The organism is Parabacteroides sp., assembly GCF_977054455.1.
In genome coordinates this window covers 38,333-60,139 of sequence record NZ_CDRTCT010000018.1, presented here as the reverse complement: position 1 = coordinate 60,139, position 21,807 = coordinate 38,333, and the positions used below count along the sequence as shown (strand labels likewise).

Here is a 21,807-nt window from a genome sequence, read left to right as displayed (position 1 = left end):
ATGCTCTATCGTACGATGATCATCACATAATCGCGTTCGGGCACCTTCGGGTTGTCCAGTAGTTCGAGCAGTTTCTTTTGCTTGGGCGAGCCGGTGCGTTTCACCAGTTCGCGCATCTCGGTGACGGTGCGGAGCATGTACAGGCAATCATCCGTCTGTCCGTCCGGCCAGAAAGGCAGCCCGTCGTCCAGGTCGTTGATGAAGCCCCTGTTTTTGTCGGCCGGAAGCATGACCGTCCGTCCTTCTTCTTTCAGGTAGACCGCCTGGTGGGTCAAGGTCGGCTTGTAGGTGTATTCCCAACCGATCCAATCCGCGATCTTCCGTTCTCCTTTTTGGTAAAGCCCCATGAACAGCCCTTTGGGATTCTCATAAAAGGTTTTCAACCATATTTTGCCGTTCGGGATGTTAGCCTCCTTCATCTCTTTCAGGTCAAGTCCTTGCTTCCCGTAACGGATGGCGTAGAGCGGGGCGACGGTTTGCGGGTCACGCAGCTGGTAGACGGTGTCGCAATAGGGCATCATGAAGGTCATCCGGTCCTGCCCGGTGTTCCAATAGGACGTATGGAAGAACGGAATGTTGTCGGTCAACGTGCGCGGGGCCGGTTCCCCGTCTTTCAACCGGAACTTGCAGAGCGTATCGCCCTGGAGGTTGAACGTCGTGATCCCGTCCGGTTCCCCCAACGTATCTCTGTAATGGCACAGGGTGTAGCCGGTGGAGGAGAAACCCAACAATTTGTCGTCGCGCCGGCCGAGCGGATATTTCTCGATGGGACTTTCGGGGAAGATGTAGCTTTGGATCGTCAGCATCGTGTCCAATGGCGGCAAGACGCTGATGCAGGGGACGCTGTCCGTCCCGGTTCTCCGCGTCTCCTGTGTCTTCCCGCTGAGGGCGACATACATGCGGGTGGTTTTCTTGTCGTAGAACATGTTCTGTCCGTTCATCTCGTTGTTCCATTTATAGGCCAACGCCTTGAAACCGTATCGTTTGCTCGGAATGCCTTGTTTGCGGTAATAGATGCGCGGGTTGTTGAAAGTGATAAAGGCATTGCTGTCCGGCAACTCGATCGCCTGGGTGACGGTGAACCGGGCATCTCCGACGGTATAGTATTCGATCGAGGAGGCGATCTGGCTCAACTTCAACGGGGCGGGATTTTCGTAGGCTTGTTCCACATCTACGATTTTTACGGGTTCGGAACGGTCTATCCGGGCTTCCATCTGTGGGGCGGCCGGGATGTGCCGTGCTTTTTCTTCCGTCTGCTTGCATCCGGTCGTTATCAGTAAAACGGATAGGATGCCTATGGCAAAAAGGTGCTTTTTCATCTTGAATCTGTATTTGTAGCGAATGTAATGATTTATTTCAGAGTGGCAATGAAGAGGACCGGATTATCCTCTTCCGTAACTTTGCTTAGCATTTGGACGAGCTTGTCGCGTGCCGGTTTGTCTTTTACTTCTTCTTTTTTCAGTTCGTCCGGGTCGATCTGCTCCAGCAAATCGGAAGGATTACATTCATCGATCCAATACTTGCCTTGTGATTTGTAGTCAACCGTGAAAACGATTCCGCCGGAAAGGTCGTTCTGCAATTCGAACCGCTTCTTTAGTTCGCGGAAGACAAAGTTGGGGGAGCCGGGGAAAGGCCTTTCAATGATGGCGCTTTCTTTTTTCGAAACCCTAACCTCCCCGTTTTCCTTATCATATCGAAACGTGTGGATGACATTGGACTTACCGGCAAGGAGATATAAATACTTTTGGGTGTCATAGAAGTCATAGACCCATAGATATTTAAAGAATGCCGCATCTTTAACCCATACATGTGCCATATCGAAAGGAGGTTGTTCGCCTGAAAAAAGCGTGTAGTGCGGTTCGAAATTCTGATTGCTTTCGTTGTATCGATAGAGGGTGTCTACTCCCGCATATTTCATGACAAGTTGCTGGTTATAGGTGTCTATGGCAGTCCTGCCTTCCGACCAGTATTTCTTCCAACCGTAGTGAGGAGCACAGTTCTCGATAATTTCTTCATCTTTCCCTGCCAGACTTGGATTATAGAATTTTTTTTGGATATTGAAATAACTGTCGGTGAGTGCAAACGACCATATTTCATGTTTGTTTTCTAAAAATAGGACAGGGAGTACCTGTTGTAGGAAGAAATGATGTTTAAAAGAGAAAATCTGATTGCTTGGCCCATAAAATACATTTTCCATTCGACCCTGAAGAGCAACTCTATTGAAAGAACCGTCGAAATTATAGACTTTGATGCAGTTCTTATCGGTTATGGAATAGAGATAAACTTCCTGTTCCGCTTCTTTAATCATCATTTGCCATATCGAAAGGATCTCTTCCGGCCCTTCTCCCTTTTTACCGACTTTGTTCAGAAACTTGCCTTGCCGGTCAAACCGGAATACACCTTCGTTTATGTCGAAAACGAAAATATCATGGGCGGTTACTTTGATATCTTCGATCCTCCGGATAAAAGACTTACTTGTCGTTTCCAACGGGACAATATCCACCTTTCCCACCGCTTCGCTCAGGGGCAGGGAGGGAACGGTGTTGTTCAGGTTCCCGGCCAGGTCGATGCAAGGCATTTGTCCATTGTCGCCTTCTCCGGAAACCGGAGAACTTTTGCTATTGCAGGTTGTGAACAGGAAAAGGAATAGGAGGGGAAGAAGTGTTTTCATCTGTTTATGCATTTATTGTTTTAACTTAGCTAAAAAGAGAATGTTGTTGTCGTTCTCACCGATAGAGGCTTGCAGGTCGGCCAACTTTTTACGCATCTCGTCGGTGATATCCTGGTTTTTCAATGCGTTCTCGATGTCGGTCATGAGGTTGCCGGGTTCGATATTCCGGATATAATAGCCATTGGAGAATGCATAACTGGGATAGCCGATTTCCAAATTGCCGAAATAGTCGTTATAGAGTTTAAAGAAAGAACCTTTTCCTGTTTTTTTGTCCACGATGTAATGGTAAGTCTTTCCGTTGGTCCATGATCCGGGAGCGACTTCAACCGGCGGTTCTGAAAAATCTCCAATGAAATGGTGCGGCCATTCTCCGTATCCGTGCCAGGGGATTTTATCCGTATTGGCAAAGTTGAGTGTGAATGTCGGGATCAAACGGCTATTGTCTCCGTCATATCGATAGAGCGAATCGACGCGAGTCGGCATTATACATAAAATATTGACATCGAACGCGCCGGGGATATTGAATCCTGATATCACTTCATTACTGAAGTCCTGAGGCGCTTCCAAATGTCCCGGTTCTATGTAGCCGAGCCTGTTCCCTTTCAAATCCTGTGTCCAGGCAACGGCCGCATAGCCTTTGAAAGGCAACAGGACTATCGAAACCTTGCCTCCGGTAAGATCGACATCGAATTTTGCTTTCGGACAACGTAAGCAAAGAGGAATCGGGTCTAAGACGTTTCCTTGCAAGTCGTACACTAAAAGTTGCGATGCATTCCAAGGCAGGATATAGATGCGGTTGTTTGCCTCGTCCAATTTGGCATCATACACCATTTGGTATTCGCCGGGGCCTTGTCCGATCGCACCGATGTTGGTCAGGAAATTCCCCTTGCGGTCGAATAGTTTGAATGGGTTTGGCTGGCGGCCATGTACCAAGATGTAATTATCTGAAATCGTTACCCCGGTTTGTCCGACCAATGCCTCATCCCGGTTATCCAGTTTTACGATTTCCATTTCTTCCGTGAAGAAACTGAGAGGTATGCGTACGGTATCGGCCAGTAGTTTCTGGTCGCACGACATGACTTTGTCAGTTCCTACCTGTACATATTGACCGACTATCGGGCTGTTGGCCAAAGGATCGTTTGTTTGTGCGGATTGATTTTTACCTCCCGTTCCGCAGGATGTTGCTATTGTGGCAATAAGCAAACTTCCTAAAAGTCTCGTTGTCTTGTTCATAATCTCCGGATTAATTGTTCGTATTTTATTTGTGTTCGATTGTCCGATACAAATAAAGCGATTTAATTTATTAAAAACAAGTTTGTTACTATTAATTCGTAAATAAACGTGAGATTCGTATTTTCTTTGTCTTTTTGTGGGTTTGTCGTAATTAATGTACCTTTGCCCTATGTATAGTCGCAGGTTATATGCTAAGATGGTAGGGGGCGTAGTATTGATCGTGCTTTTATCCCTCATTGGCTCCTGGTTGTTAATAACACAGTTGTCATTTACATTATCCTTTGTGTGCCTGTTGTTTATCCTGTTGATAACTCTGTTTATAATCCGGTTGGCAACCCACTTTAATTATAAATTGTCCGTCTTTTTCGAGGCGATGCGGAACGAGGATACGACGCAACATTTCCCTGCTGATCCGGATGATCCCTTTATGAATGCTTTATACGCCGATATGAATCATGTTCTCCGGCAATTGGGGGATAAACATCTTGAGGTGGAAGAGAAAAGCCTTTATTATGATAGTATCCTACGGGTGATGACGCATGAGATTCGCAACTCTATTACCCCGATTGCTTCTCTTTCGGCAGATTTGTTAAAATATATGGACCGTACTTCCCTATCCCAGCAACGTGAAGAGCTTGAAGTCATCAACAGCCAGGCAAAGAGCCTGACTGCTTTTCTCGATTCGTATCATCGTTTGACGCATTTGCCGGAACCGGAATATAAAAAAATCCCCGTACGGGCGTTATTTACTAAGTTGGAACAGTTACTACAAGCCGAACCGGGAAGTGAACGGATTGTTTATTCCGGTGGAAAGGCTGATACGGCGGGTAAGGAACTTCAAATATATGGCGATGCCAATCTGGTTACTCTTGCATTGATCAATCTGATCCGGAACGCATTGCAGGCGGTAGAGGGACAAAAGGATGGAATTGTCAAGGTCGATGCATGTACCGGGGTAACCGGACGTCTTCTTATAACGATAACAGACAACGGCCCGGGGGTTCCTCCCGAACGGTTGTCCGCCGTCTTTACTCCTTTCTATTCCACCAAATCCGGTGGTAGCGGCATCGGCCTGCCTATTTCCCAGCGCATCATGCAATTGCATGGCGGCCAACTTTCCGTCTTGTCCGTTCCGAATGTCCGGACAACATTTAAGATGGAGTTTTAAAAGATCGTTTGTTTTATCTTCTCGACAATTTCGACGAAAAAGTCATTCTTGATTCGGCTACATATCTTGACTACATCGCGTTCTGTATATCCGCCTATTAGTTGACAAATGACATAGCTTTGCCTCGATAAAGGCTTGCTTAACATTTCATTATTCAATGGATAAGTATATTGTGGATTATAGTTCTTAGATGAAATCATTGCCAAATAAAAGAATCCTTCTATCTCCTGAAGTTCATCATTGGATACCACAATAGCCATATGTGGTTTTGTTGTTCCGTCAGGAAATAAATAATTAACTTCGATAATATCTCGTTGGTGTATTTTCATTCTGATAAATATTTTTCCATGCACTTCGCCATAGAGCGTTTGGAGTTTTCGAAAAATAGTTTTTTTTCTTCTTCCTGACTTAATGTATCTTCATTTTCTTTAGCAACATGAACTTTCCATCCCATTTTATGGGCAAGATATTTGAATATGGATATTTCTGATATAGGAATATCAACATATAAACTTAATGTGTTACCTGTTATTTTCATTGTTTACATTCCAATTAATATACAAAGATATGAATATTTATCCATAATATATTAAGAATAAATATAAAAGAGATATCAATATCCCAACTCGAAATCCCGGTCTACGGCCGGAACACCTTCGCTCATCCATTTAGGCATGGGGGCGCCTTGCAGGTAGTGGTGGAAGAACTGGAACATGCGTTTCTGGAAATCGAGACGGTTTGCCAAACGCGTCGGCCAGTGGGGTTCACCTGTATAGTTGAGCAACCACGCCGGCTTTTGGAGGCGTTTGAGGGCGATGAAGTATTCGATCCCCTGATACCAGGGCACGTGCCCGTCTGCATCGTTATGCATGATCAGGATCGGGGTAGTCACCTTATCCATATTGAAGAGGGGAGAGTTTTCGATATATTGCAACGGCATTTCCCAGATATTGCCCCCGATACGGCTTTGCCCGTGTTCATATTGCATGGAACGATTTAAGCCGGAGCCCCAACGGATTCCGCCGTAAGCACTCAGCATATTGACTACCGGCGCACCCGATTCGATTGCGGCAAAGAGCCGGGTACGGGTGGCTAAATAAGCAACCTGGTAACCTCCCCAGCTATGGCCTTGTGCGCCGATCGCTTTCTCGTCGACATACCCTTTCGCAATCAGGGAAGTGATCCCCGGCATTACGCAATTATAGCAACTTTCACCCGGATAGCCGTCTGTGAAGCGGACATCGGGATTGAAAATGATAAAGCCGTGGCTGAGGTAGAACGGATAGTCGATCGTAGAACGTCCGGGACTGGGCATATGGTAGTTGTATAATGTATTGGCATTGCGCTCGTAGAAATTCACGATTACCGGATATTTCTTGTTCGGGTCAAAATTGGCCGGTTTGTAGATGACACCTTCCAGAGGCCGGCCATCCAGGGAGATCCAGGAAGTCAGTTCGGCTGTCCCCCAAATGATGGAATCCTGCTGGCGGATGCCGTCTGTCAGCCGGATGGATTTCTTGAAACTGAGGTCGGATAGTCGGACATCCGGATATTGCTCGTATGTTTCCTGCGTGTAGATTACGGCATCGGTGTTTTTGGCTTTCGACAGAGCGGCCAGTTTGAAGTCGCCGGCCAACAGTGCTTTGGGGGCGGTCGGTTTGTTCAGACGGGCGGTATAATACCCGAAGCCTTTGGTGACTTCGTTGAAGCCGTTGAGATACTGGGGAGCGTTCAGGTTGTACGATCTTTTCTCCCGGTCCATTTGGATCAGCGAATAGGTGATCTTCTCCTTCCGGCCGTTTACGGTCAGGCTGACAGGAGAGGAGGAGGCTGTCGGGCTGAACTCCCAGATATCGTAGCGGTCCCGGATCAGGATCGTCCGGTCGTCGTCTGTCCAACCGGCGATTCCGTACGGGGAAGGATAGTCCGGGACGTCGTTATCTTCATTCCAGGCGATGAAGGTCTCCGGTGTGGTCAGGCGGTATTCTTTCCCGTCGGCCATGGAACGGGTGTACCAAGAACTGTCCTGTTCCTGATACCAGTATGTATATTTCCCTTTCGGGGAGAAACGCATGTAAGAAGGACTCTTTTCCTTGATTTGCCGTCGTTCTCCGGTTTCCAGGTCGATCGTATAAAGGTCATAAAAGTTTTTAGCCGTCCACATGCTTTGTGTGCCGTATGGCTTTGAGGTCGAGAGAAGTGCCAGTGATGCATTCCCTTCATCAGCGGTTTGCAACGAGGGAAGTTCCTCGGTCGCCAATTGGAAGAGACGTCCGGAACCGATGTTGTAAACTGCCGTATAAGACCGTTTCAAGTCGGACGCCTTGTTGAAAGACTGTTGCGTGTATTGTACCTTTTCGTCCCAACTCCACACTTGTACGTCCGGCCGGTTTTCGGCCAGTACGGTCGTGTCTTTCTGCCGGGGCTCCGGGGCTGTGCCGAAGAACAGGCGATTAGAGTTTTCGGAGAAATGGAGAGTTCCGTTTTCGCTGATTATCCACGATGAGGGAAAGGCTTTGTCCCCCCGTTGCGCGATCAGTTTGCCGGGGGTATTGTTTTCCGCTATATACAGGCTGCTCCGGGTCGAGGCGGAGTCTTTGTTTGCACAGAACAGATAGGCGAGTTTGCTGCCGTTTTCATTGAAAGCGATCTTTTTGAATACTCCTCTTCCGGCGGATATCCGGCTGTTCCCTTTCTCTGGAATATAGGTATATAAGACAGAATCGGATACGATGTATAGTACATTCCCTTTTTGGGCAAATCCGAAATCGCTTACAGCCGGAAACGAATCTTTCAGCATTCCGTCGAGCGAACGGATGTAAAGAGTGGAGTCTTTTTTACTTCCGCGCTGATAAGCCAGCCAATCGGCCGTTTCCGAGAGTTTGTATGTTTTGAGTGAATCTACCGTCTCCTCTCTACCTGTCAGCCGGGAGATGACAAGGCTGTTCATCGGCATTTGGTCCTTGTCTGTTTTCTTTAGCTTCTCGGCTTCTACTTTTTCCAAGGAAGGAACTTTTGTTACCAACAGATATTCGGATGAAGCGCTGAATTGTGCTTTCGAAGCTGGCTTGAAAGTCGCTTTCTCTTCTCCTTTGCCGTTGTATAACTGAATGGAGGCATCTCCCCGCCAAGGCTCCATTTTACAGAAGACCCATTTGCCGTCATCGGAAATACGTTGTTCGGATATGTGTTCCCATCCGACCATCTCGTCGAATGTCATCGCTCTCTTTTCCTGGGCTTGTATGGATAGACCGGAAGTTAGAAGTAAGAGACTGATTAAATGTATGGAATTGCTCATTAATTTGATTGATTTGTTTTAGTATGCAATATTACTCTTTTTTATTAAAAGGAAAAAGTATCTTTGCAACCTTCAATTGATTATAGGAAATAAATAGAACATGAGAGATCGGAATCTGGATATATGCAGAGGGGGAATAATGATTTATATCACCTGTTTTTGTCATTTTTGTTGCCGGCTTTTTATTCATACTTTGTGTCAATGTCTATGTGCTGAAAGCCTACAATTATGTATGGTCCCTAATTTATAGAGCTGTTAAAGTCGTATTTCCTGCCAGGCAATTATAAATCCTTTACCAGCCGGAACCCATTGTTGAAATGCTTGCTGTTCGGGAAGATGTAATAGCGGCAGGTCGGGCGGCAGATTGCGCGTTCGTTGAACCAGGTTCCGCCACGGACGGCGACATATTCTTTGCCGTCTTTTATCTGGGTGTCGCTGCACCATTCCCATACGTTACCGCTCATATCGTGTAAACCTAATTCGTTGGGTTTTAACGTCCCTACCCGGTGCGGCTTGCCACCGGAGTTTCCGGCATACCAACCTAAGCTGTCCAGTTCCATGCCGCCGCTATAAAGATGGTCGCGGTTCCCGTAGTTGCCGCCTCGTGCGGCGAATTCCCATTCTTCTTCGGTCGGCAGGCGTCCTCCGGCCCATTTGCAATATTCCTGTGCGCCGTACCAGGTGACATAGATTGCCGGATGAGCCTCGTAACCCGGCATTGGCTTTCCGTTTTGGATGCCCCAGTTGCAGGGGTAATACAAAGGCGGGTCGTCTTTTATCTTTTCAGGACTAAGTGTCGAGAGAAAGGCGGCAAACTGGTAGTTCGTTATCTCGTACCGGCTGATTAGGAAACTGTCTACTTTTACTTTGTGAGGCGGGTTGTTGTCTTCTTTATAAGTGGACCCCATTTCGAAACTTCCGCCATTGACGGTTATCATTTCCGGTTCTTCGTTCTGCTTCAGCCATTTCTTGAATTGCAGGTCTTCCATTTTCTTCACAGCAGCCTCGTATTCGTTTGCCCGGATGTCGCTTGCCATGAATTTCTGAAGGTAATGGATCGCAATGTCGTAAGCTTCCACATTTTTGATTGGGAGCAGGCGTTCGGACATGGATGCCAGTGCGATGTAGCCGTCCGTTCGTGTAGAGTCGAGCTGCACCGCTTGCGCATAGAGTTTATAGGCTTCTTCCGCATAGCTGTGCATTTCTTTTTCTTTGTGGCTTGTCTGGCGCAGCAGGTCATCCGCCTCCCGGATGTAGCTGTCGGCATACGGGTTGATCTGGTTGCTGATCAAACGTGTGAATTTGGTTTTCTTCATCTCGACCGGGATGAGGCGGTAAAGGGCTTTCAGGGAATCGGGCGAAAGATTTTTCATGACACGGGTCAGCAGGAACTGCCCGGCATACTGGTCCATGTGGTTCTGGATAAATTTGGAACGGATGGAGTCGCGTATGGCTGTGATTCTATCTCTTTCCACCTCTACGTCTAATTTGTAAGTGCCCGGAACGATATGACTGTTATACACTATGCCATCCGTTTTCCGGTTATGCAAGCGATTGGCTATGTGGTTCAGGCTGTCGATCTGTTGTGTAAACGACTGCGTCCGGTTCAGATAAGCGGCATATTGCATTTGTGTTTGAGCCCCTTCGAAATGCAAGCCGTTCGGAAAATCATGGATGCTTCCTTCGACAACGATCTTCCCCGTGTCTACCAGCAGGTCGCAGTAATAGAATTCATCTTTGATGGTCGTGCAAAGCCAGAGATGCTGGGGCGTGTCGAACAGCTCGCCTTTCATCTGTAATTTGCCGTCTTCGAGTCGCATCGCATTTATAATCCGTTGCGTGCTGAATTGTTTCAGGAAGAATACGGTTCCGTCTTTCACATCCCGTATGCGGGCCTGTATGAGATAGGAATTATCAGCATGCAACAACAGGCCGATACCTGAAAACAATAGAGCAAGCAACGTTTTATACATAGTAACAGTTCTTATTTATCCAATTCCTTCATGAGCATTTCCTTCATCTTATCCGCTCCCATGAATCCGACTTGGAAATGGGTCGGCGTGCCGTCTTTGGCGATGATCATGTAAGAAGGAACACCCTGCACGCCGAATTTATTGCAGATATACGTCCATTGTGCATCCGTCATCCGGTAATGTTCGCCCTTGATATCCGGTATCATCTGTTCCCAAGTGCCTTTCGGGGAGTTCTCGCCTGCCAGGTAGAGGAAGACGATATCCTTGCCGGCGAAATCTTTCTTGACAGGTTCGGACGCTCTCATCGCGGCTTTGCACGGGCCGCACCAGGTCGCCCAGAAATCGACAAACACGACTTTGCCCCGGTAAGGCGTGGTGATGGCGTTGAACAGTTCCTCGGCCGGGATGTCGGCGATGTTCACGCGGTTGACGGTGTAGCCGGATTTCTTTTTGTTTTCTTCGATTGTCTGCTTGACCTTGTTGTTCATCTGCGTGAGTGCTTCCTGGATGACCGGAGATATTTTCCCGGCCTGAGCGATCTCCTCGTCGCTTAGCGGGCGGAATTCTTTTATCGGTTGGGACAGGCGTTGTGCGGCAAGGAGGTCGAAAAGAATCCCGTTGTCTGTCCCCATAATCTTGATGAGATCGGCGGTGTTATCGGGGGCTTTCTCTCCGGCGGCCCTGTCTTCTCCGGTGAAGTTCGTATATTGCAGGTAGGAGATCAGATAAGTGAAAGAGCCGTCATACAGCAGGTACGGATCGTTGCTTATCAACTCCGGGATGAAATCGTAATATTCTATAGCCGGTATCACTTTTTTGTCTTTGGGTATCACTGAGTCGCGCGGAATCTGGTTGACAGTACGATAAGCGTACTCCATCATTCCGCTGATGCCAAGCAATTGTTCCGCCAAGTCTTTTTTCAGGCTGTTATGCAGGAGCGTGCGGTAAGCGTCGCTTAATTCCGTATGGCTGTCCAGTACGGCTTTTTCCTTCTGGTAACGATCCATCCAGTAAGCCTTGAACTGATTTGCATCCATCGTGCTGATATCGGAAAACATCTGCATATAGTCTTCCTGGGATTTGGGGGAGACGGATACAAAACGAAGGGAAGAATTGCAGGATTCGTTGTTAAGCGCCGCCAAAGCCCCGGTGAAATAATATTTCTCGCCTAATGACGGTTTGTCTTTCTGCTTTTTGGACTGTGAATGGCAAATCTCCGGCATGTTGATTTCTACGGAAGTCGTTTCTCCCGGTTTCAGATATATCAGGCCGTTCATAAAGTTGCTGGAGATATTCAGGCTTGTAGAATAATACAGAGGGACTTCCAACGTGAAGTTCCCATCCGGTTGTACCGTAATATTATATTCTTCCGTGCCCCCGTTCAACAAGTTGAAATTCCAAGCGCGTCCCTTCAGGTTCATGTCCGGTTTATAGTCGGCGATATGTCCTTTCAGTACAGCCGTGCCGTTTTTGAATTCCGGCTTTTCCAGTACCGGGGTTTCAACAGGGTTCTTTTTCCCTGCCAGGGAAGAGTAGGCTGGTGAACCGTCCAGCCGGATGTTCCATATCTTGTAGGCGCCTTCTACGTCTCCTTCGGAAAAGTCAACGGCTTTCGTCCCTTTCGGCAACGGCGGGAATATCAGGCGGAAAGAGGCCTCTCCCGATTCCGGCATCCAGAACTTTTCGCTCAGGTTGATGCCGTCGCCTGCCTTGATCGGATAGGTTTTGCCGTCGGCCTGCAAGGTAGTTTCCTTCGCGACCTGTATCCAGTATTTCGGGTGGTAGTAAGCGTCGATATAAAAGACTGTTGCGGTATCGCTCAGTACGATTTTATCTATTTCCAGTGTCGTCGAGTTCCAAGCGTCGAAAGCCGGTTGTTCGACTACGCGTTCCTGTGCCTGCAATCCAGTGAAGCAAAGAAGGAACATAAGTAAGTAAAGTCCGTGTTTCATATTCATTCGATTTATGATTAGTGCCGGCAATATACAAGTTTATTTGATTTGGAATCATACGGAATACGACAATTTCGTAAGCCATAACATATCTTAATACGTTATGGCTTCTTCTTTCCCTTTTATAACATTTCAGGCTTAAATCATGGTCTCCGTTACCACCTGTCCGTCGAACAGGTTGATGATGCGGGATGCGAATCCGGCATCGTGTTGGCTGTGCGTCACCATGACGATCGTCGTCCCTTCCTTGTTCAGTTCGTTAAGCAGATTCATCACTTCCTGCCCGTTTTTGCTGTCCAGGTTACCGGTAGGTTCATCGGCAAGGATCAATTTCGGGTTGGCCACTACGGCGCGGGCAATGGCGACACGCTGTTGCTGGCCGCCGGACAACTGCTGCGGGAAATGCTTTTCGCGGTGCACGATAGCCATCCGTTCCATCGCTTCCTGCACTTTCTTTTTCCGTTCGGTGGTCGAAACACCCATATAAAGCAGAGGTAGTTCAATATTCTCGTACACGTTCAACTCGTCGATCAGATTGAAACTCTGGAAGACGAAACCGATAATCCCCTTGCGCAGCTTCGTCCGCTGGGCTTCCGTATATTGGGAAACTTCGATCCCGTTCAGGTAATATTCTCCGGTAGTCGGGTTGTCCAGTAGCCCTAAGATGTTCAGCAACGTAGATTTACCGCATCCGGAAGGTCCCATAACGGCAACGAACTCTCCTTCTTTGACTTCTATGCTTACTTTGTTCAGCGCCAACGTCTCCACCTCTTCCGTCCGGAAGATCTTTTCTAATGCAACTGTTTTAATCATGGTTTTCAACTGTTTTGTTTATGAGTAGTGATGCAAAAGTCGTGCCATAATCATAAGTCTCTTATATGTAGTGGATTATCGCTTGTCCGGAATCCTGCAACTGTGCTTGTCCGCACGGATGGAGTTCGGAAACGCACGATTATTCTCCCGGGCCTCATAAGAAAATCTTTTTGTTCCTTATAGGAAAAGATCGTTAGATGCCGTATAATTCTTTAATCACAACCGGCGGTTTTATAATCAGCGGCGGTGATTTTATAATCGTCGGTGCTGATTATGTAATCGCCGCCGCTGATTATAGAATAGTAAGGCACTTGGCGAAGATTTATTACTTATGCGATACGTTTTCTTGTGCGATAGGAAACAATAGAGATACCAATGTGGGGGTTTTTTTCGTATGTTTGTCCCCGATATAAAGAATCAGACGTATGGAAATAACAAATAACGCTCCTCTATATTGGTATGTTTTCTACAATGACCAACTTTTGCTGCAAAAGAAAGCCGGTGGTGGCTATACAATTCCTTTTATGGATAAATCGCCTGTAGAGACGTATGGCCGTGCGTCTCTACCCCAGAGGGTCGAAATGCAGGACGGGACGATGGCGATGGCTGTTTCGACCGACGAGCCGCTGGAAGAGACGGACGTTTACTTGCCGATGGGACTTCGGGCTTCTTACGATCATATCGACCGCTACTTCTATGACCAGGCGGGGAAGGCCTACGAGATACTCTATTGGGACCGGCACAGCCGCTTCTGTCCGGCTTGCGGGACGCCGACGGAACAGAAGGGGCCGATCGTGAAGAAGTGTCCCGCTTGCGGATATGAGATCTATCCGGCAGTGTCGCCCGCCATTCTTGTCTTGATCCGGAAAGGCGAGGAAATCCTGTTGGTGCATGCACGTAATTTCCGGGGGACGTTTCATGGGCTTGTGGCCGGTTTCCTGGAAACGGGCGAGACGTTGGAGCAGTGCGTGGAACGTGAAGTGCGGGAGGAAACCGGATTGACGATCCGCGACATCACTTACTTCGGCAATCAGCCCTGGCCTTATCCGAGCAACCTGATGATCGGTTTTATTGCCGATTATGCCGGCGGGGAGATCAAATTGCAGGATGAGGAGTTGAGCTCCGGTTCGTTCTTCTCGAAAGACAACCTGCCGGAGATACCGCGTAAACTGAGCTTGGCGCGGAGGATGATTGACTGGTGGTTGGGAAATTAAGAATTAAAAATTAAGAATTAAAAAATTGGGATTAAATCATAAATCACTGTTTATTATGAAACGAACGACTTTGTTTATCTCTTGCCTGTGCCTGTTGGCGATGGCGTTCGGTGCAGAAAGCGCCGCTTCGCAGGTGACGCGTGCCGATTATGAGCGTGCCGACACGATCCTGAAATGTTCCGACCGGGTTTATTCTCCCGCTATCCATCCCGAATGGATAGACAGCTCCCACTATTTCTGGTATAAGAATCATGAGAAGGAGGGAGATTTCTACTATCTTGTCAATGCGGAGAGCGGAAAGAAGCAACGTGCCGCAGATAAGAAAGGTTTGGCGGCATTCTTCTCTAAAAAGCAAAAGGGGCTGGCCGAATCCTTGTTGAAGGAAGAGGAAAAGAAGCCGGATCGCTGGCACCGCCGCGGAGAGGCTCCGGCTCTTGTCGTCTCGCCTGATAAGAAATGGGAAGCGTATGTGAAAGATAACAACCTCTATATCTCTCCTGTCCGAGATGAGAAAGAGAAGGATAAGCCGAAAGAAGAGATTGCCCTGACGATGGACGGCACGACCAACCTGCGCTATGATGCCTGGTCGATCATCTGGTCGCCCGACTCCCGCAAGCTGGCGACGGTGAAGGTGCGCGACGTGCAGGAACGCCGTATTCCGCTGATCGAATCCAGTCCGTCCAGCCAGAAACAACCGATCCTGCAATGGCGCGATTACGCGAAGCCGGGCGACGTGTTGCCGGTTTACCTGCCTGTCCTTTTTGACGTGGAGGCACGCAAGCAGGTGGCACTGAATGTCGCTCCTTATGAAAACCAGTTCTATCTGAACCTGACCGGTTGGCGTGAAGACAGCCGCGCTTTTACGTTCGAGTTCAACCAGCGCGGCCATCAGCGTTATGTCATTGGCGAAGTGAGTGCGGCCGACGGTTCTATCCGCCATCTGGTGGACGAGCAGACAAAGACTTTTATCTATTATTATAACAATTACCGATACGACCTCGACGACGGAAAAGAACTGCTCTGGATCTCCGAGCGGGACGGATGGCGTCATCTTTACCTGATAGACGGCACGAACGGGCAGGTGAAACGACAGGTGACGAAGGGCGAATGGGTGGTTCGCCAGGTCGATCACGTGGATGAGGCGAACCGGGTTGTCTACTTCACCGCTTCGGGTTTCAACAAAGGAGAAGATCCTTACAACCTGCATTACTGCCGGATTAACCTGGACGGAACGGGCTTTACCGATATGACTCCTGAGAACGGGAACCACCGTGTGACCTTCTCTGCCGACCGTTCTTATTTTACCGATGTCTATTCCCGTCCCGACCTGCCGCCTGTCAGCCAGTTGAAGCGGACTTCGGATGCGTCTGTGGTTGCCGGATTACAGAAGTGCGATGTGAGTGCGTTGCAGGCGGAAGGCTGGCAGATGCCGGAAGTATTCTGTGCGAAAGGACGGGACGGACAGACGGATATCTGGGGGAACATTTATCGCCCGATGCACTTCGATGCTTCCAAATCCTATCCGGTCGTAGAGTTTATCTATGCCGGTCCGCACGATTCGCATGTGGATAAGGATTTCAAGCCGGCCCATCATCTGGTCTCCAAACTGGTGGAACTCGGCTTCATCGTCGTTTCGATCGACGGGATGGGGACATCCAACCGCTCGAAGGCTTTCCATGATGTATGCTGGAAGAACCTGAAAGATGCCGGTTTCCCGGATCGTATCGCCTGGATGAAAGCGGCAGGTGCGAAGTACAAGTACATGGATCTGGATCGTGCCGGCATCTATGGCTGGTCGGCCGGAGGCCAGAATGCGATGGCGGCTCTGCTGTTCCATAACGATTTCTATAAGGTTGCGGTCGCCCTTTGCGGTTGCCATGACAACCGGATGGATAAAATCTGGTGGAACGAGCAGTGGATGGGCTATCCGATCGACGCTTCTTACAGCGCCTCCTCCAATGTCGACAATGCTCACCGCCTTAAAGGCAAGTTGCTCCTGATCAACGGCGAACTGGACGACAACGTCGATCCGGCTTCCACCTTGCAGGTTGTCAGCGCCTTGATGAAAGCGAACAAGAACTTCGAACAGCTTTACCTGCCGGGCAAGACGCACAGTCTCGGTGGCCCGTTCGAAATGCACAAAATGCACGATTTCTTCGTCAAGAACTTGCTGGGGCAGGAACCGCCGGAGTGGGAGTAAGGTGATATCTGAATAATAAAAAGGCCCTGTATCCAAGAGATTTCGAACCTCGGATAAAGGGCCTTTCCTGTTTAGGGCAGTAATTCTTCCAATTTGATTTGTTGAAAGACCATATCGGCTTGACTGCTTTCATATAGAATACCGATTGTGTTTTCATCTACAGAGGTTATGCAGGAATAACCGCGCCCGTTATATTCATCCAATAGGATTTTCTTGTTTTCAGGCCAGGTCTTTCCATCGTCATAGCTAACCTTCAGTGTGATATGATTACGCTCCGAATAGGATTCCGGGTTAACGAAAAGCAGGATTGATTTATTATGCCCGTCTTTGTGATAAGTGTGTTTGTGTATGCTCCCCATACAAGTCGGTTCGATTAATGCTTTTCGTGAGGTGGGATGTTCTGTCCAAGTCTTCCCTAAGTCGGAGGTGATGCAGATACGCCGTCCGTTCTCCTCTTTATTTCCCCGGTTACGGTTGTCACGCATGTTTAGCATGATGTTTCCGTCAGATAGTTGTACGGCCATACATTCTGTTACATTTGTAAAAGCCGGATTGCTGGCGGTCCATGTTTTACCACCGTCCTTGCTCCAGGTTATATTGGAGAATGAATGTCCGTCTTTATCTCGTCCTTGTGTCGGAAAGACGAGAGTTCCGTCTTGTAGTGTAATCCCGTGTCCCGGTGCAGGGGCATATAGCCACCATTCCTTTCGTTTGGTTTGTTTCGTTATGTTTACAGGGGTATTCCAGGTCTGACCGTCATCGGTACTTTTTGCAATTAGGAACTGACAGGTTTCTTTTACTCCAAACCCCGGCTGAGAACCTTTTTCACGCCATTGGTGTATCCAGCGGGTACTGTCTTTTGTCATTCCAGGGACCCATTTCCCTGTTTTTCCATCTAATACTCCATGCATCCAGAGGCCGGCAACATAAATATCTCCTGTGTTTTCATCTACCAGGATGTTGGCATCGCTAACTCCATTGTATTTTTCAGGTAATCCACCCCAGTCTTTCATGTCCAGGACTACTTGCATAGGTTGCCAGGTTTGTCCTCCGTCTGTGCTGCGATTCAGACAGATATCCATGTGCCCTTGTAAATCGCGTGGACTTTCGTAGCGGGCATCATAAATTGCTAACAATGTCCCTCTTGTAGATGTTGCTAACCCAGGGATACGAGACGTGTGAACGCCGTCTTGCTTGTGCTGGCGTACGGCTACTCCTGCACGAAGTTCAGGTGAAGCTGTTACGGGCACTTTTATCTCTCCTTCATTTGTTTCTATCTTAGAACAGCTTGCTTTAAAGCGATGGCTGAGATCTACTTTGTCTTTCAACTTAAAAGATACCCAAAAAGGGAAGGTGTCCGTATCAATTGAAATATCTGTATTGAAAACAACTTTTTCAGATGCGGATACTGCGTGGAGAACCGGCTTGTTGGTATCGATCATTCCTTTGGAATCGGTATGATAAAGACCGACACTTTCAATATCGTCGATATCTGTTGTGCCATGAAGATCCACTTCTAATTTTTGTAATGAATAATTATCGCCAGTTTGATGTCTTATCAGTTCAATTTTGAAGACAGGGTTGGCTTCCTTCATGGTAAGAACGGGGAGTACCGGATGTTCTGCTGTCATGGATATGTTATCCGTATAGTCCGTACAGGATAATGACAGGCCTGAAAGGATTGTAAATAATAATGCTCTGTTCATGGATTCTTATTTATTATGAATGTTTTTATAATCTTCAATCATTTGCTGTAGCTCATTTTCAATGTCAACATATTCGCTTTTTCCGCTTAGATTTTCTTTTTCTATATTATTACCGTTCATGCAATAAAGTTCCCGGTCCGTAATATGGTTTGTCGCATTGTCATACCACAGCGTGTAACGCCAGTTTTTAGTCCGGACAGTGTATCCCATGTGTGTCTGGTTCTTATAAGAATTTACCGCTTTATAAGGCCTTGGAAATTGACTGAAAGCACGATTTTTCCAGTTTGCTTTGTTTTCAATCAGAAAACGGAGGGATTGCCCGGATAATATATGTGCAGACTTTAGCCTGCAGAGGTCGGTCAATGTCGGATAGATGTCAATCAACTCAACAATGTCGTTTATTCGTTTCGGGCGATCTTTATATTCTGGACTGTATATAAGTAGAGGAACTTTGCAATCCAATTCAAAATTTGTGGATTTCCCCCATAGATGCTGTTCTCCGAGATGGAAGCCGTTGTCACCCCAAATGACAATGATTGTATTTTTCTCCAATCCGAGTTCTTTGAGTTTACCCAATAATTTTCCGATTTGTGAGTCGATAAAACTGACACATGCATAATAAGCTTTACAAAGTTCTTCCTGCTTTTCTATTGAAAGGTTTCCATGTTTGGGTATGTCGGTATAACCTCTCAACTCTTCCCAATTGTGGAAGGAAATAACAGGAGCATGCACTGGTTGTTTATCTTCTGTCACTTTTCGGATGAAGGATTTATTCCGGTATATATCCCAGTATTTTTTCGGCATACTAAATGGCAGGTGAGGTTTGATATACCCGACTGCCAAAAAGAAAGGCTGCTTGGATCTGGATAATTTATCCAATCTCTTTAGAGCTTCTGCGGTAACTTTGCCATCCAGAAAGGAAGTGTCCGGTTGATCGGCAATTTCAATTGCTGTTGCTTTATTCCCTTGTCTGTTTTGCATCAACGTATATTCTTCTTTCTTAATAGATAAATTGTAGATGGGAGTTTGGGTCCAGGAAACCGTATCTTGTGTCCGGGCACTGCCATGATAGATTTTACCTATACCGATAGTTTTATATCCGTTATTCTTGAAAAGTTGTGGCAGAGTGGTAATATACGGACATTTTTCTCTGAAATGGGTGTTTAGATCGGTAACTCCTATTTCATCCGGGCGTAATCCTGTCAGTAGGGATGCCCGTGAAGGACCACTGACAGATTGCTGGCAGTATGTGTTTTTAAAGAGGAAACTTTTAGTCGCAAATGTATCGATATTGGGAGTTACGGCGTATGGATCACCGTAACATCCCAATGTCGGACGCAAGTCGTCTATGGCTATGAAAAGCACGTTTTTAACATCATTTTCTGCTTGTATGCAAAAAGGTAATAATGCCCCAATGGCTACCAAAGTAGTCTTTTGTTTCATGTGCCTGTTCTTAGTTAATCAATAATTTAAGCATACCATTTGTTTTATTTTTTTAGTTGTTCGAATGGTATTATTGTAAAGCCGATTTTTTCATACGGATTGTTTATACCATATTCATATAACAGTCCGATATTCCCGTTTCCCAGATTGGTCAGGTCTGAATAAGCACTTGGACCTGAATAGACTTGATAGGCATAGGGCCAGGTTTCACCATTATTTTCACTCAGTTTGATTGTCATCTTTTCTCTTTTATCAGTGGAGGCGGGATTGGAGAATAAAATGTTGCTGCTGATTTTTCCCCTTTTCATATAATTTAGTGTGCTCCCTTGACAAATAGGCTCGATCAGTTCAGGAAGATATGACATTTGGGAGACAGTTTCTCCACCATCTTTACTGATTGCATACGAACGGGTTTTACTTTCTTTCCGGTTGTAATTGCGCATGTTTAGCATTAAGTCTCCATTTCTTAATTCTACAACACTACTTTCATTTCCTCCATGTTCGTTGACGATTCCTCCGAGTTTCCAAGTCTCGCCTTTATCATCGGAATAGATCAGTTGGGAATGATATGTCTTTGTTCCTGCCACCATATGGTTGGCGGCAACCACTAACCGACCTTTATTTTTTTTACCTTGTAATTGGATTCCATGACAGGGACCTGTTGCGTACCAAGTCCAATCGGGGTGCTTGACGGATGATGTGATTTCTTTGGGAGCTGACCAGCTTTTGCCATCGTTATCGGAATAAAGAACATATACTCTCCGGCTGTCTTTACTTGTTTTATCGATGATTTGTTTTTCGTGATCCTCTCCTAAATTCCAACAACTGACCAAGATGATACGACCTGTTTCTTGGTCTACGATAGGAGACGGGTTGCCGCATACGTTATCACCATCATCCCATACTGTAATGGTGTGGCTCCAAGTTTTACCTCCGTCTTCGGAACGTTTCACTACTAAATCAATATTACCGGTATCGGAACAACTGTTTTTTCGCGCTTCAGCAAAGGCAAGCAGGGTCCCCGCTTTGCTTTGGACGATAGCAGGAATACGGAAGCAGGCACATCCGTCCTGCCCTTTTTGGTAAATGTCTGTTGTTGTATTCGTTTGTGCTTGGACTAAAATTCCCAATTGCATCAAAACGAAAAAGCATGTTACTATTATATTCTTCATGATTTGTTAGTTGATTTGAGATTATTGATTGAAAAATTCTGGAATGATATGACAGCCTTCTTCTCTTACTTTAATAACGTATTCTTCCGGTATCGAACGATAAGGCCATCTCAAATAGCTGCCTATATCAGCCCATTTTCCTACTAATGCCATAAAACGATCACAGGCATGATTTGGAAAATGATCTTTTACGATAAAAGGAGTTATCAGTTTATCCATAAACAGATGAATACGCTTCTCCAATTCGAGTGCCATATCTTTATTTGCTGTTATTTGCTCATACCATTTTTGAGCAGCAAAAGGATTCAGGCACGCTATATTGGAATATGCTCCATGAGCTCCGGAGAGTATTCCGCTTGCCAGATTATGGCCTGGAATAAAAACAGATAACCCTTGCACCTTTTCTCTGATTTGTTTATACCATTCAGGATTCCGGTTCCCGTCAAAAACTTTGACGCCGATCAAAGATGGTATATGTTGTTTTAGGTACATCCAATCATGAGGAGAAAGTATCTTTTTTGCATGAGGAGGATTGTAAAGGACGATAGGAATTCCGTCAGCAGTTTCTTCCATCCTTTGTAAAAAAATAACAGCCTCTTCCAATGTGACCGGAAACCAATCTGGTAAGATTACTTGAACTGCACCGGGATTTAGAGATTTGACCGCTTGTAATCGATTTAGAGATATTTGCGGGCTCATGTGATTGACACCGATTTGAAACGGAATACTGGCAGCAGAACATTTCTCTGCCAGTAATTCGCTTGTTTTTATAAACTCTTCTTCGTTTTGAGTATAAAACTCGCCTGCTGTCCCATTCGAATAGATTCCGCAGGGAGATGATGCTATTAAAATATCTATTTCATCTCCCATGCGTTTATAATCTATTTCTCCGTTTTTATTTGTTGCCAGCAAAAGAGTTGCCCAGTTGCCGACAAGAGTTGTATGTGTTAACGGATGCATAAAT

The 21,807-nt window shown here is 46.6% G+C and carries 16 protein-coding genes; 3 read left to right on the top strand and 13 right to left on the bottom strand.

Annotated features, from left to right (window positions below):
* Positions 1-5 precede the first annotated feature (5 nt).
* Genes ACW6QF_RS10540 through ACW6QF_RS10530 form a run of 3 tightly spaced genes read right to left on the bottom strand, consistent with a single transcriptional unit; the run spans position 6 to position 3,904 of the window.
* On the bottom strand, positions 6-1,319 hold the full coding sequence (locus ACW6QF_RS10540) for a DUF4933 domain-containing protein (protein ID WP_456087787.1): 1,314 nt from the start codon (positions 1,317-1,319) through the stop codon (positions 6-8).
* A 32-nt stretch (positions 1,320-1,351) separates the two neighbouring features.
* Positions 1,352-2,671: a 6-bladed beta-propeller gene (locus ACW6QF_RS10535; RefSeq protein WP_456087786.1), complete on the bottom strand. Its 1,320-nt coding sequence runs from the start codon at positions 2,669-2,671 to the stop codon at positions 1,352-1,354.
* Positions 2,672-2,683: 12 nt separating this feature from the next.
* On the bottom strand, positions 2,684-3,904 hold the full coding sequence (locus ACW6QF_RS10530) for a 6-bladed beta-propeller (protein WP_456087785.1): 1,221 nt from the start codon (positions 3,902-3,904) through the stop codon (positions 2,684-2,686).
* Between the two features lie 169 nt (positions 3,905-4,073).
* On the opposite strand from ACW6QF_RS10530, the gene ACW6QF_RS10525 reads away from it, so the two are divergent.
* Positions 4,074-5,072 (top strand): sensor histidine kinase, encoded by a 999-nt coding sequence (locus ACW6QF_RS10525; protein WP_456087784.1) that lies wholly within the window; start codon positions 4,074-4,076, stop codon positions 5,070-5,072.
* On the opposite strand, the gene ACW6QF_RS10520 is transcribed toward ACW6QF_RS10525, so the two are convergent.
* The 6 genes from ACW6QF_RS10520 to ACW6QF_RS10495 all read right to left on the bottom strand — a co-directional run bounded on the left by ACW6QF_RS10520 (position 5,069) and on the right by ACW6QF_RS10495 (position 13,108).
* The gene (locus ACW6QF_RS10520) at positions 5,069-5,401 is read right to left on the bottom strand and encodes a type II toxin-antitoxin system PemK/MazF family toxin (protein ID WP_298551292.1); all 333 of its coding nucleotides are present in this window, start codon (positions 5,399-5,401) and stop codon (positions 5,069-5,071) included. The genes ACW6QF_RS10525 and ACW6QF_RS10520 overlap by 4 nt on opposite strands.
* Positions 5,398-5,610 carry a hypothetical protein gene (locus ACW6QF_RS10515; protein WP_298551290.1) on the bottom strand — a complete coding sequence of 71 codons (213 nt, stop codon included), beginning with the start codon at positions 5,608-5,610 and terminating at the stop codon, positions 5,398-5,400. Before ACW6QF_RS10515 ends, ACW6QF_RS10520 begins: the two co-directional genes overlap by 4 nt.
* Positions 5,611-5,685: 75 nt before the next feature.
* Complete coding sequence (locus ACW6QF_RS10510; RefSeq protein WP_456087783.1) at positions 5,686-8,370, bottom strand: prolyl oligopeptidase family serine peptidase; 2,685 nt, start codon at positions 8,368-8,370, stop codon at positions 5,686-5,688.
* Positions 8,371-8,651: 281 nt separating this feature from the next.
* Positions 8,652-10,343 carry a formylglycine-generating enzyme family protein gene (locus tag ACW6QF_RS10505; RefSeq protein ID WP_456087782.1) on the bottom strand — a complete coding sequence of 564 codons (1,692 nt, stop codon included), beginning with the start codon at positions 10,341-10,343 and terminating at the stop codon, positions 8,652-8,654.
* Between the two features lie 11 nt (positions 10,344-10,354).
* Complete coding sequence (locus ACW6QF_RS10500) at positions 10,355-12,295, bottom strand: TlpA family protein disulfide reductase (protein WP_456087781.1); 1,941 nt, start codon at positions 12,293-12,295, stop codon at positions 10,355-10,357.
* Between the two features lie 138 nt (positions 12,296-12,433).
* Positions 12,434-13,108 carry an ABC transporter ATP-binding protein gene (locus ACW6QF_RS10495; protein WP_456087780.1) on the bottom strand — a complete coding sequence of 225 codons (675 nt, stop codon included), beginning with the start codon at positions 13,106-13,108 and terminating at the stop codon, positions 12,434-12,436.
* A gap of 425 nt (positions 13,109-13,533) precedes the next feature.
* On the opposite strand from ACW6QF_RS10495, the gene nudC reads away from it, so the two are divergent.
* Both nudC and ACW6QF_RS10485 read left to right on the top strand, forming a co-directional pair.
* On the top strand, positions 13,534-14,322 hold the full coding sequence (nudC, locus tag ACW6QF_RS10490; protein ID WP_456087779.1) for an NAD(+) diphosphatase: 789 nt from the start codon (positions 13,534-13,536) through the stop codon (positions 14,320-14,322).
* 55 nt (positions 14,323-14,377) lie between these two features.
* Positions 14,378-16,522, top strand: coding sequence for a DPP IV N-terminal domain-containing protein (locus tag ACW6QF_RS10485; RefSeq protein WP_456087778.1), 2,145 nt, complete (start codon positions 14,378-14,380; stop codon positions 16,520-16,522).
* A gap of 71 nt (positions 16,523-16,593) precedes the next feature.
* On the opposite strand, the gene ACW6QF_RS10480 is transcribed toward ACW6QF_RS10485, so the two are convergent.
* From ACW6QF_RS10480 to ACW6QF_RS10465, 4 genes are read right to left on the bottom strand one after another with little or no spacing between them, the layout of a single operon-like run.
* Positions 16,594-18,228: an exo-alpha-sialidase gene (locus tag ACW6QF_RS10480; protein WP_456087777.1), complete on the bottom strand. Its 1,635-nt coding sequence runs from the start codon at positions 18,226-18,228 to the stop codon at positions 16,594-16,596.
* Positions 18,229-18,234: 6 nt separating this feature from the next.
* Positions 18,235-19,671, bottom strand: a complete 1,437-nt coding sequence (locus ACW6QF_RS10475; RefSeq protein WP_456087776.1) for a sulfatase — start codon at positions 19,669-19,671, stop codon at positions 18,235-18,237.
* Positions 19,672-19,715: 44 nt separating this feature from the next.
* Positions 19,716-20,843: a sialidase family protein gene (locus ACW6QF_RS10470; protein WP_456087775.1), complete on the bottom strand. Its 1,128-nt coding sequence runs from the start codon at positions 20,841-20,843 to the stop codon at positions 19,716-19,718.
* A 21-nt stretch (positions 20,844-20,864) separates the two neighbouring features.
* Entirely contained in the window at positions 20,865-21,803 is a 939-nt protein-coding gene (locus ACW6QF_RS10465) for a dihydrodipicolinate synthase family protein (RefSeq protein WP_456087774.1), read from the bottom strand.
* Between the last annotated feature and the right edge of the window lie 4 nt (positions 21,804-21,807).

Coding starts and splice junctions, on each gene's coding strand:
- ACW6QF_RS10510 (WP_456087783.1), bottom strand. CDS start 8,370: ATGAGCAATTCCATACATTTAATCAGTCTCTTACTTCTAACTTCCGGT.
- ACW6QF_RS10530 (WP_456087785.1), bottom strand. CDS start 3,904: ATGAACAAGACAACGAGACTTTTAGGAAGTTTGCTTATTGCCACAATA.
- ACW6QF_RS10485 (WP_456087778.1), top strand. CDS start 14,378: ATGAAACGAACGACTTTGTTTATCTCTTGCCTGTGCCTGTTGGCGATG.
- ACW6QF_RS10500 (WP_456087781.1), bottom strand. CDS start 12,295: ATGAAACACGGACTTTACTTACTTATGTTCCTTCTTTGCTTCACTGGA.
- ACW6QF_RS10525 (WP_456087784.1), top strand. CDS start 4,074: ATGTATAGTCGCAGGTTATATGCTAAGATGGTAGGGGGCGTAGTATTG.
- ACW6QF_RS10520 (WP_298551292.1), bottom strand. CDS start 5,401: ATGAAAATACACCAACGAGATATTATCGAAGTTAATTATTTATTTCCT.
- ACW6QF_RS10505 (WP_456087782.1), bottom strand. CDS start 10,343: ATGTATAAAACGTTGCTTGCTCTATTGTTTTCAGGTATCGGCCTGTTG.
- ACW6QF_RS10495 (WP_456087780.1), bottom strand. CDS start 13,108: ATGATTAAAACAGTTGCATTAGAAAAGATCTTCCGGACGGAAGAGGTG.
- ACW6QF_RS10470 (WP_456087775.1), bottom strand. CDS start 20,843: ATGAAGAATATAATAGTAACATGCTTTTTCGTTTTGATGCAATTGGGA.
- ACW6QF_RS10515 (WP_298551290.1), bottom strand. CDS start 5,610: ATGAAAATAACAGGTAACACATTAAGTTTATATGTTGATATTCCTATA.
- ACW6QF_RS10540 (WP_456087787.1), bottom strand. CDS start 1,319: ATGAAAAAGCACCTTTTTGCCATAGGCATCCTATCCGTTTTACTGATA.
- ACW6QF_RS10480 (WP_456087777.1), bottom strand. CDS start 18,228: ATGAACAGAGCATTATTATTTACAATCCTTTCAGGCCTGTCATTATCC.
- nudC (WP_456087779.1), top strand. CDS start 13,534: ATGGAAATAACAAATAACGCTCCTCTATATTGGTATGTTTTCTACAAT.
- ACW6QF_RS10535 (WP_456087786.1), bottom strand. CDS start 2,671: ATGAAAACACTTCTTCCCCTCCTATTCCTTTTCCTGTTCACAACCTGC.
- ACW6QF_RS10475 (WP_456087776.1), bottom strand. CDS start 19,671: ATGAAACAAAAGACTACTTTGGTAGCCATTGGGGCATTATTACCTTTT.
- ACW6QF_RS10465 (WP_456087774.1), bottom strand. CDS start 21,803: ATGCATCCGTTAACACATACAACTCTTGTCGGCAACTGGGCAACTCTT.